17 protein-coding genes are annotated in these 16,821 nt (G+C 37.7%); 9 read left to right on the top strand and 8 right to left on the bottom strand.

Translation table 11 applies throughout. The annotated features are described in order from the left end of the window. Positions 1–433: 433 nt before the first annotated feature. Positions 434–1,753 (top strand): hemolysin family protein, encoded by a 1,320-nt coding sequence (locus PI85_RS18450; protein WP_191967647.1) that lies wholly within the window; start codon positions 434–436, stop codon positions 1,751–1,753. 133 nt (positions 1,754–1,886) lie between these two features. Beyond that, positions 1,887–2,795 carry a cation diffusion facilitator family transporter gene (locus tag PI85_RS18445; RefSeq protein WP_036120403.1) on the top strand — a complete coding sequence of 303 codons (909 nt, stop codon included), beginning with the start codon at positions 1,887–1,889 and terminating at the stop codon, positions 2,793–2,795. 18 nt (positions 2,796–2,813) lie between these two features. Here PI85_RS18445 and PI85_RS18440 read toward each other — a convergent pair whose 3' ends face one another. Beyond that, on the bottom strand, positions 2,814–3,554 hold the full coding sequence (locus PI85_RS18440; RefSeq protein WP_036120406.1) for an effector binding domain-containing protein: 741 nt from the start codon (positions 3,552–3,554) through the stop codon (positions 2,814–2,816). A 63-nt stretch (positions 3,555–3,617) separates the two neighbouring features. Then, complete coding sequence (locus tag PI85_RS18435; RefSeq protein WP_036120409.1) at positions 3,618–4,547, bottom strand: YafY family protein; 930 nt, start codon at positions 4,545–4,547, stop codon at positions 3,618–3,620. A gap of 571 nt (positions 4,548–5,118) precedes the next feature. On the opposite strand from PI85_RS18435, the gene PI85_RS18430 reads away from it, so the two are divergent. Continuing rightward, complete coding sequence (locus tag PI85_RS18430; protein WP_036120411.1) at positions 5,119–6,240, top strand: response regulator; 1,122 nt, start codon at positions 5,119–5,121, stop codon at positions 6,238–6,240. A 53-nt stretch (positions 6,241–6,293) separates the two neighbouring features. On the opposite strand, the gene PI85_RS18425 is transcribed toward PI85_RS18430, so the two are convergent. Together PI85_RS18425 and PI85_RS18420 are read right to left on the bottom strand one after the other, a co-directional pair. Then, positions 6,294–6,941, bottom strand: a complete 648-nt coding sequence (locus PI85_RS18425) for a response regulator transcription factor (RefSeq protein WP_008173403.1) — start codon at positions 6,939–6,941, stop codon at positions 6,294–6,296. 12 nt (positions 6,942–6,953) lie between these two features. Beyond that, positions 6,954–8,069 carry a GAF domain-containing sensor histidine kinase gene (locus tag PI85_RS18420; RefSeq protein ID WP_025117285.1) on the bottom strand — a complete coding sequence of 372 codons (1,116 nt, stop codon included), beginning with the start codon at positions 8,067–8,069 and terminating at the stop codon, positions 6,954–6,956. A gap of 183 nt (positions 8,070–8,252) precedes the next feature. Here PI85_RS18420 and PI85_RS18415 point away from each other — a divergent pair, with 183 nt between their 5' ends. Beyond that, positions 8,253–8,678: a disulfide oxidoreductase gene (locus PI85_RS18415; RefSeq protein WP_008173406.1), complete on the top strand. Its 426-nt coding sequence runs from the start codon at positions 8,253–8,255 to the stop codon at positions 8,676–8,678. Positions 8,679–8,732: 54 nt separating this feature from the next. Further along, the gene (locus PI85_RS18410; protein ID WP_036120414.1) at positions 8,733–9,572 is read left to right on the top strand and encodes an RluA family pseudouridine synthase; all 840 of its coding nucleotides are present in this window, start codon (positions 8,733–8,735) and stop codon (positions 9,570–9,572) included. A gap of 48 nt (positions 9,573–9,620) precedes the next feature. On the opposite strand, the gene PI85_RS18405 is transcribed toward PI85_RS18410, so the two are convergent. Further along, a complete protein-coding gene (locus PI85_RS18405; RefSeq protein ID WP_036120416.1) occupies positions 9,621–10,451 on the bottom strand; it encodes an aldo/keto reductase in 831 nt (276 codons plus the stop codon). An 84-nt stretch (positions 10,452–10,535) separates the two neighbouring features. Further along, the gene (locus tag PI85_RS24715) at positions 10,536–10,706 is read right to left on the bottom strand and encodes a hypothetical protein (RefSeq protein ID WP_008173412.1); all 171 of its coding nucleotides are present in this window, start codon (positions 10,704–10,706) and stop codon (positions 10,536–10,538) included. Between the two features lie 394 nt (positions 10,707–11,100). Here PI85_RS24715 and PI85_RS18400 point away from each other — a divergent pair, with 394 nt between their 5' ends. After that, positions 11,101–11,946, top strand: coding sequence for a VOC family protein (locus tag PI85_RS18400; protein WP_036120417.1), 846 nt, complete (start codon positions 11,101–11,103; stop codon positions 11,944–11,946). 38 nt (positions 11,947–11,984) lie between these two features. Here PI85_RS18400 and trmL read toward each other — a convergent pair whose 3' ends face one another. Both trmL and queG read right to left on the bottom strand, forming a co-directional pair. Further along, on the bottom strand, positions 11,985–12,458 hold the full coding sequence (gene trmL / locus PI85_RS18395) for a tRNA (uridine(34)/cytosine(34)/5-carboxymethylaminomethyluridine(34)-2'-O)-methyltransferase TrmL (RefSeq protein WP_036120419.1): 474 nt from the start codon (positions 12,456–12,458) through the stop codon (positions 11,985–11,987). Positions 12,459–12,523: 65 nt separating this feature from the next. Next, complete coding sequence (gene queG / locus PI85_RS18390; protein ID WP_036120422.1) at positions 12,524–13,660, bottom strand: tRNA epoxyqueuosine(34) reductase QueG; 1,137 nt, start codon at positions 13,658–13,660, stop codon at positions 12,524–12,526. Positions 13,661–13,719: 59 nt separating this feature from the next. Here queG and PI85_RS18385 point away from each other — a divergent pair, with 59 nt between their 5' ends. The 3 genes from PI85_RS18385 to PI85_RS18375 all read left to right on the top strand — a co-directional run bounded on the left by PI85_RS18385 (position 13,720) and on the right by PI85_RS18375 (position 16,818). Continuing rightward, positions 13,720–14,409: a B3/4 domain-containing protein gene (locus PI85_RS18385; RefSeq protein ID WP_036120425.1), complete on the top strand. Its 690-nt coding sequence runs from the start codon at positions 13,720–13,722 to the stop codon at positions 14,407–14,409. 15 nt (positions 14,410–14,424) lie between these two features. Continuing rightward, complete coding sequence (locus PI85_RS18380; protein ID WP_036120428.1) at positions 14,425–14,934, top strand: hypothetical protein; 510 nt, start codon at positions 14,425–14,427, stop codon at positions 14,932–14,934. 297 nt (positions 14,935–15,231) lie between these two features. Then, positions 15,232–16,818 (top strand): catalase, encoded by a 1,587-nt coding sequence (locus PI85_RS18375; protein WP_036120431.1) that lies wholly within the window; start codon positions 15,232–15,234, stop codon positions 16,816–16,818. The last annotated feature ends 3 nt before the right edge of the window (positions 16,819–16,821 follow it).

Below are 16,821 nucleotides of genomic sequence, written 5' to 3'. Positions count from 1 at the left end.
TGCTCCTTCTAAGTTTATTCTCACCAAAAAAAGGAAAGTCTCAATTGATGATCGAGTCTCTCCTTTAGCTATAAAAAATAATTCATTTAAAAAAATCCGCAAGTAAAAGCACTCTTGAGATTTTTGACGTGTCGTATTATATAAGATGCAAAATGCTTCTTTCCCTAAACAAACTATCTTTGCTCAATTTAAGTTAGCATATTGCAATCACGTTTACAATCACTTTGCTTGTGAAACTAGCTACTTTTTACAGGGATAGAATATGAACATAAAAAGTTGTTGTCAATATTTGTGTTTTTCTTTTAAATAATTTATTATTGAAACATCCAACAATTTTTTAAATCATAGGAGGTGTACACTTTGTTTACTTCCCTCATTTGGGCGGGAACAAAGGAATTATTTGGACGGAGACATATTGGAGATAACCATTAGGTTGGCGGCATTCGCCCTACTAATTATAATGACAGGATTTTTCGTTGCAACAGAATTTGCAATCGTTAAAGTGAGAACTACCCGCATTGATCAATTGCTCGCAGAAGGGCATAAGAAGGCGAAAAATGCAAAACGTGTTGTTTCAGATTTAGATGAGTACTTATCTGCATGTCAGTTAGGTATTACCATCACTGCACTCGGTTTAGGTTGGTTAGGTGAGCCTACATTCGAAATTATTTTGCACCCAGTGTTTGAATTTCTAAATTTGAATGGTAGTATAACATCTATCCTTTCATTTATAGTTGCATTCTCAATTGTAACGTTTATGCATGTTGTTATTGGGGAATTGGCGCCAAAAACATTAGCCATCCAAAAAGCAGAACTTGTCACATTAAACTTTTCTGGCCCATTAATTTTATTCCACAACATTACGTATCCAGTCATAAAGTTATTAAACGGATCTGCCCGTGGCTTAACTGGCCTTTTCGGCTTAAAAATGATGTCGGAATCAGAAGTAGCTCATACAGAGGAAGAACTACGTATGATTTTATCGGATAGTTTAAAGGGTGGAGAAATAAATAACTCAGAATATGAATATGTAAATAGTATTTTTGAGTTCTCAGATCGTCTTGCAAAGGAAATCATGGTTCCTCGAACAGAGATTGTCGGCATTGAAAAAGAACTGACAATTAAAGAGGTATTTGATTTAATGGGTGTTGAACAATATACTCGTTATCCAATTATTGACGGCGATAAAGACCATATTATTGGTTTAGTTAATATGAAGCATTTATTAACCGCTTACATTAAAGACCCGAAAAATGGGGATAAACCAGTTATTGACTATATGCAACCAATCATTCGAGTGATGGAAACAACGCAAATTAACGATTTATTACTCAAAATTCAACGTGAACGTATTCATATGGCCATTTTAATGGATGAATATGGCGGAACATCTGGTTTAGTGACGATCGAAGATATTATTGAGGAGATTGTCGGCGATATTCAAGATGAATTCGACGAAGATGAAATCCCAGAGGTACAAGAAATAGCAGATAATCATTTTATTTTAGACGCCAAAATGCTTCTTGAAAATGTAAATGATATGCTAGGTACTGACATAGAAGATGATGATATTGATACTATCGGTGGTTGGTTTATGACAAAACGCTTCGATGCAGTCGAAGGCGACAGCATTCAGGAGCAAGGTTATGAATTTATTGCAAAAGAATTAGATGGTCACCATATTTTATACTTAGAAGTTCTGAAGTTACCTGAAAGTGATTTATCAAATGAATTTGACGCTGTTACTGAGTAAGATTCATAAATATGGACTTTTCCTCACACCTTATATAGGTGGGAGTTAATACCGTGATAATAGATATAAACGACTCCCTTTTAAAAAGGGAGTCGTTTTCTAATGTCCGAAAATTTTGCGAGGGGGAAACAAAATGGAGCTCTATACAAATTTACGTGAAGGGGAAAAAGGCGCTTGGTTATCCATTGGGACTTATTTAATCCTAAGCTCTATCAAACTAACGATTGGCTATATCGGCACCTCTGAGGCGTTAAAGGCAGATGGCTTAAATAACACCACGGATATTATCGCTTCTATCGCCGTCTTGATTGGCTTACGCATTGCTCAAAGACCGCCCGACTCCAATCATCAATATGGGCATTTGCGTGCTGAGACCATTGCCTCTTTAGTAGCATCATTCATCATGCTTGTTGTTGGTCTCCAGGTTTTAATTAATTCTTTAAAAAGCTTATGGGCACCACCTGGCACAACGCCTTCCCTCTTAACAGCATTTGTAGCGATAGGTAGTGGTGCTGTCATGTATATCGTTTATCGCTATAATTTGGCACTTTCTAAAAAAATAAAAAGCTCCGCTGTCAAAGCAGCCGCCTTTGATAATCGCTCAGATGCATTTGTCAGCATCGGCACTGCAATAGGTATTTTTGGTGCGATTTTTGGTTTTCCCATTATCGATTCTCTCACAGCTCTTATCGTTGCCTTTTTAATTATTAAAACAGCAGTAGAAATTTTTTGGGAGGCTGTTCAAAGTCTTACAGATGCATTTGATATCGATGAAGTGGAAACGTTATCATTCCTAATCCGTAATGTGGACGGTGTGATCGAGCTCTTAGACTTTAAAGGCCGCGCTCATGGTAATATGTATTTTATCGACATAACCGTAACGGTTGACCCCTATTTAAATGTTTTTGACAGTCACCGCATTACTGAAGAAATCGAACGTACCATCTTGCGAGAAAATCGTTTTTGTCAGGTTCTCGTGCATATCGAACCTCATATTGAAATAGTTCCCCCTCCAAACGATGAAAAGTCTCCTACCAATTGATTGGTAAGAGACTTATTTTTATTTAATAGCGATATAAACTTCCACCTGGGCCTCTTGTGGGTTTGCACAACGTTCATCATACAGTTCAAAATCACCAGTATATGTTCGTTTCACCTCAGAATTTGCAAACCATGCCCAAATTTCTTGCCATGTTTGGATAACAATCTCCGGCATTTTTCCTTTCTGTGATGTGAATACTAAATATTTGGCTGCTGGAATAGTCTTGATGACTAAATCAGAAGGTGCTGTGTTCAATGAGGCTTCTACACCAAGTGTTATGGAATAATTGCCGTTTACATCAGTTTCATAGTCCGAATACAAACCGTACACGCTTTGATTATCCAACTTAGATAATTGGTCAACAATATTTTGCTCATAAAAATCATGCCATAATTGCGGGATTTTGGCTTGCGCTGTCCTTTCATTGGCATTGCTTGTTTCCGTCGAAATTCCTATGATTTGAAATGCCTCTCTTTTTATAATTTTTGGTTCTGACCATTCTTGTTTTCTCCATCTCTTTAAGCTTGGCAAAAAAGATGTAAGCATATGACGGGCATCCTTTTCAGGCATGCCATCTTTCTTTAAATGTGGCACACAAATGTCAATCATTGCTTCAACGGTTAAATCGGGTTGTTTAAAAGTCCCCCCCTCATAACAATATGTACAATAGTCTTGATTTTTGTGACCTTCTTTTTCCGTTCCTAATAAAACCTCATCTGTTAGAGGCATTCCACAGCTTTGACAATAGTTTTGCATCATGTTTGATTCCACCCTTCGCTTTATTTGTCCTTACTATAGCAAAGGAAACCTGACAACTGTCTGTCAACTATTATCTGGATTTTTATATACTTGAACAATTTCCTGAGCACGTTTTTGAAGAATGTCTCTTATATGAGGCGGTTCTATTACTTTTATACGATTGCCAAAACTAAGTAAAAAGCCGTACAGCCACTCATCCTCTGGTATAGATATATTAATTTTGGCCTGCTTATGATTAACAAATTCTACTCCAAAGGATTCTTCCACTAATGTCGTCACAGCCATATCAAAACTAATGACTAAATCGACTACGTTTTGTGGCTGATACCATTCTTTCCCCCATGGAAGTTCACTTAAATTAATTTCCTTCCGCTCATAGTGTAGATCTTCTTGCATTAAGTTTTTAATTCTTGCCAGTTTAAAGAGTCGAAAGTCCATTCTTAACGTGCAATAGCCATATAAATACCAAGTCTTTCCTTTTTGAACCAATGTATGCGGTTCAACTACTCGCCTTGTTAATTCTCCATGTGTCGTCGAATAGTTAAAGCTTACACAATGTCTATTTTCTATAGCACTTTTTAAAATCGTAATATGCTCCTTAAAAAGTATATTTGGCCCCCATGGACTCAGATCTATAAATAGGTGGTCCATCGATTGTTTGACATGATCATCTGCAATACTAGTTAGCTTTTCAAGAACAGCTTCTGCATGTGAATCTTCATAGGTAGTCAAAGCACTTTTAATGGCAATTGTCAGAGACGCAAGCTCATCCTTTGTTAAAATCTGTTTATCTACACGATAACCGTCTATTAAGCTAATTCCTCCGTGCGCTCCTTGTTGGCTAATCACGGGTACCCCTGCACAGCTTAGTGTTTCAATATCTCGATAAATAGTACGAACCGACACATTAAATGCTTCTGCTAATTCTTGTGCGGTAACCTTTTTTCGATTGATTAATATCATTATCATTGTAAGCAGACGCTCTAATTTCATAGCGAAGCCCCTTTCTTCATAGATCTTATTTTTTTCTCAGCAAAATGCATTTTAATTACTATCATCCTATATTTTTAAGTATTTTTTAAGTACTTTTTTAGTTTTATTTAAGACAAATGTACTATAATTACGCCTGATTAATTATTACAATCATTATACTATTTTTACAATATAAGAAAAAATATTACTTTTTAAAGTCGATCTCTTACAGCTTTATATTCCTACTAAATATAAACTATTTCAATTTTTTATAAGAATAGTTTGATACATAAACGCCTAAACAATTATTTCAATTCTCTTAACACAAATAAATAACTTCTTTCTTCTATATAATGAACGGCGAATACTTTCTAAGAAGGGATTTGGCGTGATGTGACACCCCCACAGGATTACTAACTCTCGCCTGTGGAAGACCTACTATAAATTGCTTTATTTTAGTATCAAATTTTTAATAGAGAAAATTAAGTGATTTTAACTTTTCATGCCCTTCAGTATATATAGAAAGCCTTTTCAACCAAAATGAACTAGAGTTTAATGGTTTTCAATTTAATTGTAAAAAGGAGAGTTTGATGTGATTCGAGCCGTTTTAATAGACAATGAACCTTTAGCTTTACACTATTTTCAAAATAAACTACAAGTATTTCAGCAAATACAAATTATTCAAACCTTTACGAGTGTAGAAGTATTTCTTAATGAGCTACCCTCGATAGAATTTGAGGTTCTATTTTTAGAGGTAAAACTCAAAGAACTTTCTGGACTTGAAGTAGCGGACATTATTAAAACAGAGCGTCCACATATCAGTGTTGTTTTTATTACTTCCCATCATGAATTTGCTTTACAAGCCTATGAAATTGGTGGACTTGATTATTTATTAAAACCCATCAGCCATGCTCGTTTAGAAAAAACAGTGACACGTATTGAGCATGAATTTTCTATACAGCAAATGCTTCAACAGGCAACTCAAACGTTATTAAACGTACAATGCTTTGATCAATTTGCTGTTTATAGCAATAAAAGCTTAGTAGCATTTAAAACTGAGAAGACGAAGGAATTATTTGCTTATTTTATTTTGCATCCAAATATTCCTATTCACCGAGATTATTTAATTGAAATTCTTTGGCCAGATTTAGATTATGTAAGAGCCAAATCAAATCTTCATACAGCCTTGTCGTACTTAAGGAAAACATTAAATACGATTGGCTATGAAAACTGTATTGTTTTTTCAAATAAATACTATATCTTTGAAAAACCAAGCCTCGTGTGTGACTTATATGATTTTCAAAAACTTCATGAGGATTTTTCACGATTAGAATTTCCTTCTCTTTCTTTAATTCATCAATGTCTAGCAATTTATAAAAATGGTTTATTTGTATTTGATGATTATGAATGGGCAAAAGCCTATAAGGATAGATTAACGAAATCATACATAGAGATATTAGAAAAAGGGTTCCAAACTACAGTCTTTTCAGATACTGATAAAGCCATAGAATTTTTGCATGCTTTATTAGAATATGATCCCTATAATGAACAAAAAATTGAGCACTATTTATACACATTAATACAGGCAGGTCTTCATGAGCAGGCGCACAAAATTTTCCTAACGTATAAACAAAAACTAAAAGAGGATTTAGCATTAGCTCCAAGTTCTACTTTATTAGAAATATCAAAAAAGTTATTTGTGGAAAGTAAATAACCAAACTAAAAACGACGAGCTCCTACAATATTGTAGAAACTCGTCGTTTTGCTTTAGCTACCACTACCCTCTGTCAAACCATGTTTAACCGCATATAAAGCAGCCTGGGTACGATCTTGTACTTGTAATTTTGTAAATATATTAGAAATATGAGTTTTAACTGTTTTTTCTGTAACAAATAATGAGGATGCAATTTCTCGATTACTTTTCCCTTTTGTTAGCTCTGCCAGCACATCCTGCTCACGAGGTGTCAATGGATTTAACGAATGTGGGGCATTCTGTGCCTCCTGGCGATCCATTTCAAGCGTGGTTGTAGCCTCTGGGTGTAATGTATTTTCGCCACGCATAATGCGACGAATAGATAAGACCAATTCATCTGGCTCAATATCTTTCAATTGATAGCCTGCAGCCCCAGCCTCCATTGCAGGGACAACATGGTCCCGATCTGAAAAGCTTGTCAGCATTAAAATCTCTATTTTTGGAAATTTTGCTTTAATGCGCTTTGTCGCCTGTATGCCGTCCAACTCAGGCATCACTAAATCCATTAAAATAATGTCTGGTTGGATACTTTCTGCTAATGATACGGCTTCATGTCCATTTTTCGCCTCTCCAACAACCTCAATATCCTTTTGTGTCTTTAAGAAAAACAGTAACCCTCGACGCACTACGTGATGATCGTCTGCAATTAATACACGTATCATGTCCTCTCCCCCTTAATATGGCAAGCGGATCAGCAGCTCCGTACCTTTGCCCATTTCACTTACCCAGTCGGCAGTGCCACCCACTGATTTTGCACGGTCCTTAATGGATTGTAAGCCCATTGACAGTAGCTTCGTATTATTGTCAATGACAAATCCTCGACCCTCATCGCGTATAACTAATAAAATATCTGTAGATGTGACGGTAATATAAAGTGCTGCCTCTAAAACACCTGCATGGCGTCTCACATTATTTAAAGCCTCTTGAGCTACTCGAAATAATGTCTCTTCAATCCGCGATGGAAATTGTAGGACTCCTGAAACCGTAACATGTAATTTTAAGCCAAGCATCTCAGCATATACTTTTATCGCTTCCAGTAGGCCATTTTCCAATCCCTTTGGTCGTAGCTGCCAAATCAATGCCCGCATCTCTGTTAGCGCATCCTGTGTTAAATGCTGTATCTCTTTAAATGTTTCTTTCACATCGCTATCCTGTGTCATTTCAATTCCAGCTCTCGCCGTTAGCGTAACCGAGAATAATAGTTGATTGACAGAATCATGTAAATCTCTTGCTAGACGGTTGCGCTCCTTTACAAGGGCCATTTCCTGCTCTTGTTTCGTGAGTAAAATTCGCTTTATAGCAGAACCCATCTGAAATGCTACCGACTCCAATAGGGCTAGCTCCTCCTCTGAAAAGCGTACCGTATCCTTTGAGGCAACATTTAATACACCAAAACGTTCTTGGCCAGATTGAAGGGGCACTGTGGCATGATGGGTGATTCCTTCATGATCCCCAACATTAGCTGCAATGGCACTTTCAATGCGTTGACATTCAATGATATTAGATGCCTTTTTTAGCTCCTCATTACGATAACGCGATACACACCAACAGCCACCTTTTTTTAAATAATGACAGTTGTTAAATTCCAATGCCTCAGGTAAATTTTCATGAACAACAAGCTCCGAGCGTCCCTTTGCATCAATAAAAAAGATCCAGCCTGTTTCAAAATTCGTGCCATTTAAAAATTTGATAAGGGCCCCTTTTAGCATCGTAACGATTTCAGTTTCTTCATTTAATAGCTCTGCAATTTCCTTTAATATACTTATATTGGAATGCTCATTTTCCTTCACGAAAACACCTCTTCTTTAGCATTACTATTGTTAATGATACCATTAAGGCATTAGGCTCGTCTTCATTAGCCGTTCATACTTTAGACTGAAATTATCTTCCTTATTTTGCGTAAGTTAATTTACATATAAAACTAGAACAACTATAATCGTACAAGTAGTGTTTTTATAAAGGGGAGAATCGACATGTCTAAAAAAGAGGAAAATGGCTTATTATTTATATGGATAGTTTCAGCTGTAGCTACACTGGGTTCATTATACTTTTCTGAAATTCGTCATTATGAACCGTGTAAATTATGTTGGATACAGCGTATTTTTATGTATCCCATCGTCATTATGGCCACTGTAGCCTTCATACAAAAAAATGCTCGTATTGCTGTCACAACAGCGGTTTTCTCTGTTATCGGAGGCTGTATCTCACTCTATCATTACGGCATTCAAAAGCTTAGTTTTTTAGCGGATAATGCCCCTTCTTGTGGCGCCGTATCATGTACAGGTCAATATATTAACTGGTTAGGCTTTATTACTATTCCATTTTTAGCATTAACTGCATTTATTTTAATTGCAGGGGCAAGCTTTTATTTAATAAAAGCTACAAAAGCTGCAAAATAATCAAGGGACCGTGTTCTACAATTGGAATACGGTCTTTTCTACGGAGGAAGATTAATGTTTCTTTATACATTCAATGAAGATCACTTAACGATTGAGGAACTGTTACGTAATCATTGGCGACTAGGCAAAAAGCTCGTCCATGAACTACGTATGGCAAAAGCTATTACATTAGAAAATGATGAGCTTGTTCAATGGAATACGCCTTTACAAGTAGGCACTATTGTTAAATTTACATTCCCAATCCCAGCGTCTAGCTATAAACCGACCCCTGTTTGTGCAATTGATATCGTTTATGAGGATGATCATTGCTTAATCGTATCGAAGCCAAAGGGTATGGCAACCCACCCTAATGATGACCGAGATACCCATACATGTATGAACCATGTTATGGCGCATATTCAACAACAAGGTGGTATGTATGCAGAGCATGTCCATCGACTAGATAAAGGGACACAAGGTTTATTACTCGTAGCCAAGCATCCTTTAGCGAAATCAATTTTTGACCGAATGATTGAAGAAAAATCTATTATTCGAACGTATGCGGCAGAAGTACAAGGAAATATACGCTCCTCATCAGGTACCATTTCCGAATCTATTGGTAAAGATCGACATCATGCTTCTAGACGGGTCGTGTCCAAGACTGGGCAGCATGCAGTGACACATTATGAAGTTGTTTCACGCTACAAAAATTCTTGTGTGGTCCATTTGATTCTAGAAACGGGTCGAACACATCAAATTCGTGTCCATTTAGCCTATATCGGCCATCCTATTATTGGTGATACGATGTACGGTGCAAGAGAAACGGTTAGTGATGACTATGAACTCCATGCTATCCAATTAGAATTTGACCATCCATTTTTAAATAAACGCATTACAGTCAAGGACGAGCAATAAACAAAAATCCCGCTTCTCTATTACGAGAGCGGGATTTTATTTATAGAACTAAAAATCAAATTTGAAATGATCAGGATCTTGTCCAAATCGTTGATTACGATTTAATGACGCTATCTTATCCATTTGAGTCTGTGTTAATTCAAAGTCAAAAATCTGTGCATTTTCTGCAATTCGACTAGGTGTCACCGATTTAGGAATAATCAATGTGTCATTTTGTAAATGCCAGCGTAACACTACCTGAGCAGCCGACTTGCCGATCTCCTTGCCAATTTCTACGATAGTAGAATCATCAAGTACCCCACCTCGTCCTAACGGTGACCATGCAGTAACTGCAATCTGATGTTCATGGCAAAATGTGCTTAATGCTTGTTGTTGTAAATATGGATGCATCTCCACCTGATTAACCATTGGAGCAATATTGGCCTTTGTCAGTATTTTTTCTAAATGATGCTCATGATGGTTCGACACACCTGTTGCACGAATTAGTTTTTCATCATATAGGCGTTCAATGGCACGATAGGTTTCCACAAATGTTTCAGGAACAGCCCAATGAGTTAAATATAAATCTACATAATCCATATTAAGCTTCTTCAGCGATACTTCAAAAGCGCGTAAGGTTTGATCATATCCTTGGTCATTATTCCATACTTTTGTGGTAACAAAAATATGTTCACGTGGTACACCTGAATGACGAATAGCTTCTCCTACCTCTGCTTCATTCCCATACAATGATGCCGTATCGATAGCTCGATAACCAACCTTCAGCGCTGTATCGATGGATTGTAATGTTTCTTCATGATCTGTCATTTTATAAACACCTAAGCCGAAGCGAGGCATTTCTACTCCATTTGATAATGTTTTCGATGATTGTAAATTCACAAATCACAACCCCTTTCTTTTTCCTAGTACCATTATACAAAAAATTGGATTTAAGAAAAATAAGGAAGCTACTGTTCTTCACCACTATTCATCCTTTTCCTCGATACTTTCCAATTGAATAGGGTCAGCAATACGCTCATCCTCCGCAAGCTCTAGACCATCACGTAAATGTTCCATTTGTTTGCCCAAATCTTTTAATTCCTTCATATCTCTCGCCATCGTACCATTTTCAATGTTTGGCACTTTTTTTTTCATATGAATCACCTCCTTAATAGTTTTCCCGATAACTATACGTTTGAACCATTTCTGACATATTTTATTCAGGTATGTCGTTTCATTTTCATAGTAGATAGGCTATACTAAATAGAGATGTCTTTATTACATGAGGAGGGTTACTTCCATGAAACTATTATTAATCATTGGTGTAACAGTTGCTTTCTTAACAGCTATTTTTACTGCTGGGTACGAAGGCGATTACAAAGCGGATAAATAATACCTCGAGAAAATCACTAAGCATTAGATGTGCTTAGTGATTTTCTTTTTTTGTCGAACAATAACATTCCTTACTTGACTTTCGGTTATTATTAAAATAAACTAACTTACATAAAGTAACTAAATGAATAAAAATAACTTACCGGAGGTATTCTATATGCATTTCCATGAAAAACCTAACACATATGTAACAAATGTTGAAATAAAAGTAAGTGATCTACAACGTTCTTTAGCATTTTATCAAGACGTTATTGGCTTCAACGTTTTACACCAAGAATCACATAAAGCTACTTTAACAGCGGATGGACATACTGCACTATTAACAATAGTACAACCAGACACAGTGGAAGAAAAACTGAGCAGGACGACTGGACTTTATCATTTTGCACTACTCTTGCCAACTCGTCGTGATTTGGCAAATATTATCACGCATTTTCATGAAAAAGGAGTATATCTTGGGGCTTCTGATCACGCTGTCAGTGAAGCACTCTATTTAAATGATCCTGATGATAATGGTATTGAGGTATACGTAGATCGTCCTGAAAATGAATGGGGATGGCATATGGAGCAAGTGCATATGGTGACAGAGCCCCTAAATATTCGATCGATTTTAGAAGAAGGTGATGGAAATTGGAATGGCCTTCCTGCTGGTACAGTCATGGGACATATTCACTTATCTGTTTCTAACTTGGCAGAGGCTGAACAATTTTATACAAATGGCTTAGGGTATGATATTGTGGCTCGCTATGGTTCTCAGGCATTATTTATTTCTACAGGGCGCTATCACCATCACATTGGCCTAAACACTTGGCACTCAGAAAATGCTCCAAAGCTTGGCGAAAACCAAGTAGGCTTAAAAACGTACTCACTGCGTTTAGATAATGAAGAACAAGCATCAATAATGAAAGCAAACCTTCGTGCGATGGGTGCACCTGTTATCGATATGGACGGTGGATTCCAAACCGAGGACCCGGCTGGAAATGTCGTATTATTAAAACTTTAGTAAAAAGCAGTTCTCACAAGTGTTGAGAACTGCTTTTATTAATGTAAACCTGGATATCCTTGTTGTCGTAATGCCTCATATATAACAATCGCAGCCGTATTAGATAAGTTGAGTGAACGGACATGATCACTTTGCGGAATACGCAAGCACATATTGCGACGTTCATACGCAAATTCCTTCGGCAGTCCTGTGGTTTCTTTCCCAAACATAAAGTAAATGTCACGCTCTTTATCACTAAAATCATGTGTGGTGAACGGCTCATCACTATAAGTTTCGATTAAAAATACGTCTCCACCTTTAGAATATGCTATAAAATCATCTAGTGAATCATGATAAACAACAATCACACTATGCCAATAATCTAAGCCTGCCCGTTTTAGCATTTTATCATCGGTTGAAAAGCCTAGTGGACGAATTAAATGTAATGAGGTATTTGTACCAGCACAAGTACGAGCAATATTTCCTGTATTCGCTGGAATTTCTGGTTGATATAAAACGATATGCAATGGCATAACGATACACTTCCTTATTGTCATAATTTCTTTTAGTATTACTTATTTAGTTGAGTTGCTTTTTTTCATTCATCCTGAAAAAACTGCAAACCTTTGTGAATTTCATGCAATACTTCTTCGTCCTGCTCATTAGCTTCCGCATCATATAAGGCAGACTTAGCCTGTTCTCCGCCTATCTTACCTAAAGCCCATGCTGATGTGCCTCGAATGACTGGACGATCATCGTTTTTCAAAAGGTTGATAAGATCTGGAATAGCCGCCTCCTCTTTAAAATGAGCAAGGGCGAGGATCGCATTTCGTTGAATGGGCTTTTTACCTCGCCATGAACCAGAAACGTGGCCAAATTTTGCCTTAAACTCTCTATTAGAAATCGTTAATAGTGGTGTTAGTAATGGCTTGGCAAGCTCTGGATCTGGCATAAATTCTTCATGAATCCAATTAATTTTCCCTTTATTTTTGGGACACACAGTCTGACATGTATCACAACCATAGAGACGATTACCAATATGGCTACGAAACTCATCAGGAAGTGTTCCCTTCGTTTGAGTGAGGAAGGCAATACAACGTTGTGCATCCAATTGCCCTCCTTGGATTAATGCACCGGTTGGACAAACATCCAAGCATAGGCGACACTCCCCACATTCATCCTCCATTGGCTTATCTGGCGAGAATGGAATATTGGTAATAAGCTCCCCTAAATACACATAAGACCCGAATTCAGGTGTTATAATCGAACAGTTTTTACCGCTCCAGCCTATGCCTGCACGTTCTGCTACTGCACGGTCTACAAGTGCACCTGTATCAACCATTGACTCTATACGAACACCTTCGACACGCTCCTCAAGCCAAGCAGATAATAACTTCAAACGTTCACGTATTGCTGTATGATAATCGACTCCCCATGAAGCACGGCAAAATATCCCACGTCTTGCTCCCTTTTTGCCAATGGGTGCATTTTGCATACGTGAGGGATAGGCAACCGCGATCGAGACAATACTCTCTGCCTCATTTAATAATTGCAGGGGTTCGGTACGTTTTTCAATATCACTTTCTTCAAAGCCAGACTGATAGCCAAGCTCCTGCTGACGACGCAGTCGGTTTTTTAATTCTGTAAAGGGAGCTGCTGTTGTAAAACCTATTTTATCAACGCCAATGGATATTGCATATGCCACAAAGTCGCGTTGTAGGTCATGTATGTTCATTTTATTTCCAACTCCTTACATGGTACAATAATAGAAATAGATAAAGTAGGTGATGTTCTTTGGAAATTTCCATTAACGAATCTCTATTAACACAACATCCCGAGCTAAAAATCGGCATTATTCATTATACCAAAATTGTTGTAGCAGAATCCCCTCAAATGATTAAAGGTCGGATGCAATTGTATCAAGAAAACCTTTTTCTAGACATGCAGGAACTTCCAGTGAACCAGCGTGAGGGTATTGCGGAATGGCGAGCACTATGGAAACAGCTAGGTGCCGATCCAAATCGTTATCGTCACTCAGCAGAAAGCCTAATGCGTCGAATTAGTAAACAAAACTATTTAACACCATTTCATTCTGGTGTAGATTTAAATAACTTCTTCTCTCTTCAATATGAAATTCCGATTGGTCTATATGATGTAGCCCTTATGAAAGGGTGCGTAGAAATAGCTCTTGGACACGAAGACATTGGCTATGAGGGGTTAAATGGTCGTTTTAATACATTTAACAAAATCCTCTATAGCCGTGATGAAAAGGGAGCGTTTGGTTCTCCATTTGTCGATTCTAAACGGACAGCCGTTACAGAGGATACGACTGAGGCGCTCCATATTTTTTATCTTAGACCATCACTAACACATGAAGCAGCGAATGACCTTTTGGCGTCAGCAGGCAAAATGTTTAACCAAATTCATGGTGGTGACTATCAAATTGCCCTCTTGTCAAATAATGCACCATCTACAATACTATAAAAAGGACGTGTTTTCGTGATCAACCTTGCAGAAGCTGTTAAACTAAAAAGTATTTTAGGAAAGAAAACGCAAGAGCTTATTAGTGAATTACATCGTAGTGCTTTTGTGACAGTAGAAAAGGGACAAGCTCCTAAAACAAGTAACCGTGCACTCTCCCTTATTGAAGCGGAATTGGCACAAGTTCGTGTAGATACGCGTACGCTAGATCGTTTAGTGTATGAAGCAAACATCCAAAACACAGTAGACTTTAAAGGGCAGAAACTAGCACTAGTGGAAGCTATCGAATTAGCTACACAGCTGCGTGCTGAGGCTGAACTATGTAAAGAATTTAGTATGCGGGAAAAAGAAAGTGTTCGCTTTGGCTATGGTGATGGTGCTATGTTATACGAGATTGCATTATATGAGCCAGATGACTATCGTGAACGCGCAATGAAACTCGAAAAAGAGGCACATAAACTATCCAATCTTATTAATTCAAAAAATTACAGCATCCAACTTCACTTTGATGATTCCCGTTATTTCTAATCTCGGGGCGGTGAGACTCCAAACCGAGTTGGATGTGCTGTTTTCAAATTTAGCTATTCGGCTAATTAAATAAAAACCAATAACAAGTTACCTGTTACTGTATGACCGATGACTAATGACCAACTATAGGTAAAGGCCATACTCAAAAAACTTGATTCCATTTGAAAACGCCATCCAAGGCTCTCCTACATCTATGTATGGAGAGCTTTTTTATCAGCAAATATGTAAAATTTTCCTATGTCTAGATTGCCCCTTTCAAGGACAAAATGGAAGTATCTATTGGAAAGGGGTCATACTATGACGCAGCAAAATGATTCAACACATGAGCAAGATACAACATTGACAAATCGACAGGGACATCCCGTTACTAACAATCAAAATTTACGAACGGTTAGTAATCGAGGTCCTGCAACACTTGAAAATTATGATTTTCTAGAGAAGATAAGTCACTTTGACAGAGAGCGAGTCCCAGAACGAGTTGTTCATGCTCGCGGTGCTGGTGCACATGGTTATTTTGAAACATACGGTGTAGTAGGCGATGAACCAATTTCTAAATATACCCGTGCAAAAGTCTTTCAGGATAAAGAAAAAAAAACACCTGTATTTGTACGTTTTTCAACGGTTATACATGGTGGACACTCGCCTGAAACATTACGTGATCCACGAGGCTTTGCGGTAAAATTTTATACAGAGGATGGCAACTGGGATTTAGTAGGTAATAATTTAAAGATCTTCTTTATCCGTGATGCGATGAAATTCCCTGACATGATTCATGCATTTAAGCCTGATCCTATTACTAATATTCAAAACGTTGAACGTTTCTTTGATTTTTGTGCTAGCTCACCAGAATCCTTTCACATGGTAACATTTGTATATTCACCTTGGGGTATACCCGCTAATTATCGTATGATGCAGGGCTCTGGCGTCAATACGTATAAATGGGTTAATCAGGAAGGTAAAGGAGTCCTCGTCAAATATCACTGGGAGCCACTTCAGGGCATTAAAAATTTAACACAAAAAGAAGCAGAAGAAATTCAGCAGAAAAATTTTAATCATGCCACTCAGGATTTATATGATGCGATTGAACGTGAAGAATTTCCTGAATGGGAGTTACATGTTCAAATTATGGAGGATGGCCCACATCCTGAACTTGATTTTGATCCATTGGATGACACGAAGCTTTGGCCAAACGATCAATTCCCGTGGTATCCAGTCGGTAAAATGGTATTAAACAAAAATCCTGAGGACTATTTTGCAGAGGTAGAACAAGCTACTTTCGGTACGGGCGTACTGGTCGATGGTTTAGATTTCTCCGACGATAAAATGCTGCAAGGTCGTACGTTCTCCTATTCGGATACACAACGTCACCGTGTGGGAGCCAACTATCTTCAATTGCCCATTAATGCGCCTAAAAAGCGTGTAGCAACCAATCAAAGTGGTGGGCAAATGATGTATAAACGGGATTTAGCACCTGGTCAAAATCCACATATTAATTATGAGCCATCCATGTTAAATGGCTTAAAGGAAGCAACACAGAATGGCAAGGAATATACTCCGTATATTGAAGGAAATCTTGTCCGAGAATCCATTGATCGTCAAAGTAATACCAAGCAAGCTGGTGAAACTTATCGTAACTTTGAGCAATGGGAGCGCGATGAGCTGCTTGCCAATTTAATTCGTGATTTAGCGGTCTGTCATATGGATATACAAAATGCCATGATTGCACTAGCGGAAGAAGCAGATGAAGAATATGGTCGTTTGCTAAAAGAAGGGTTGCATAAGGCTAGAAAGGAATCCTCTCCTTCAAAGCCACTTGGCAATATTGGTGGAGATCATGCTCCCCAAGATGCGATAGATAAAGGACATAATGCCGAGCCTTATTAATTC

Origin of the sequence: Lysinibacillus sp. A1, from assembly GCF_000801965.1 — a bacterium.
Lineage (GTDB): Bacteria > Bacillota > Bacilli > Bacillales_A > Planococcaceae > Lysinibacillus > Lysinibacillus fusiformis.
Note: the sequence above shows the minus strand (reverse complement) of the source record. Positions and strands in the feature narration are given on the sequence as shown.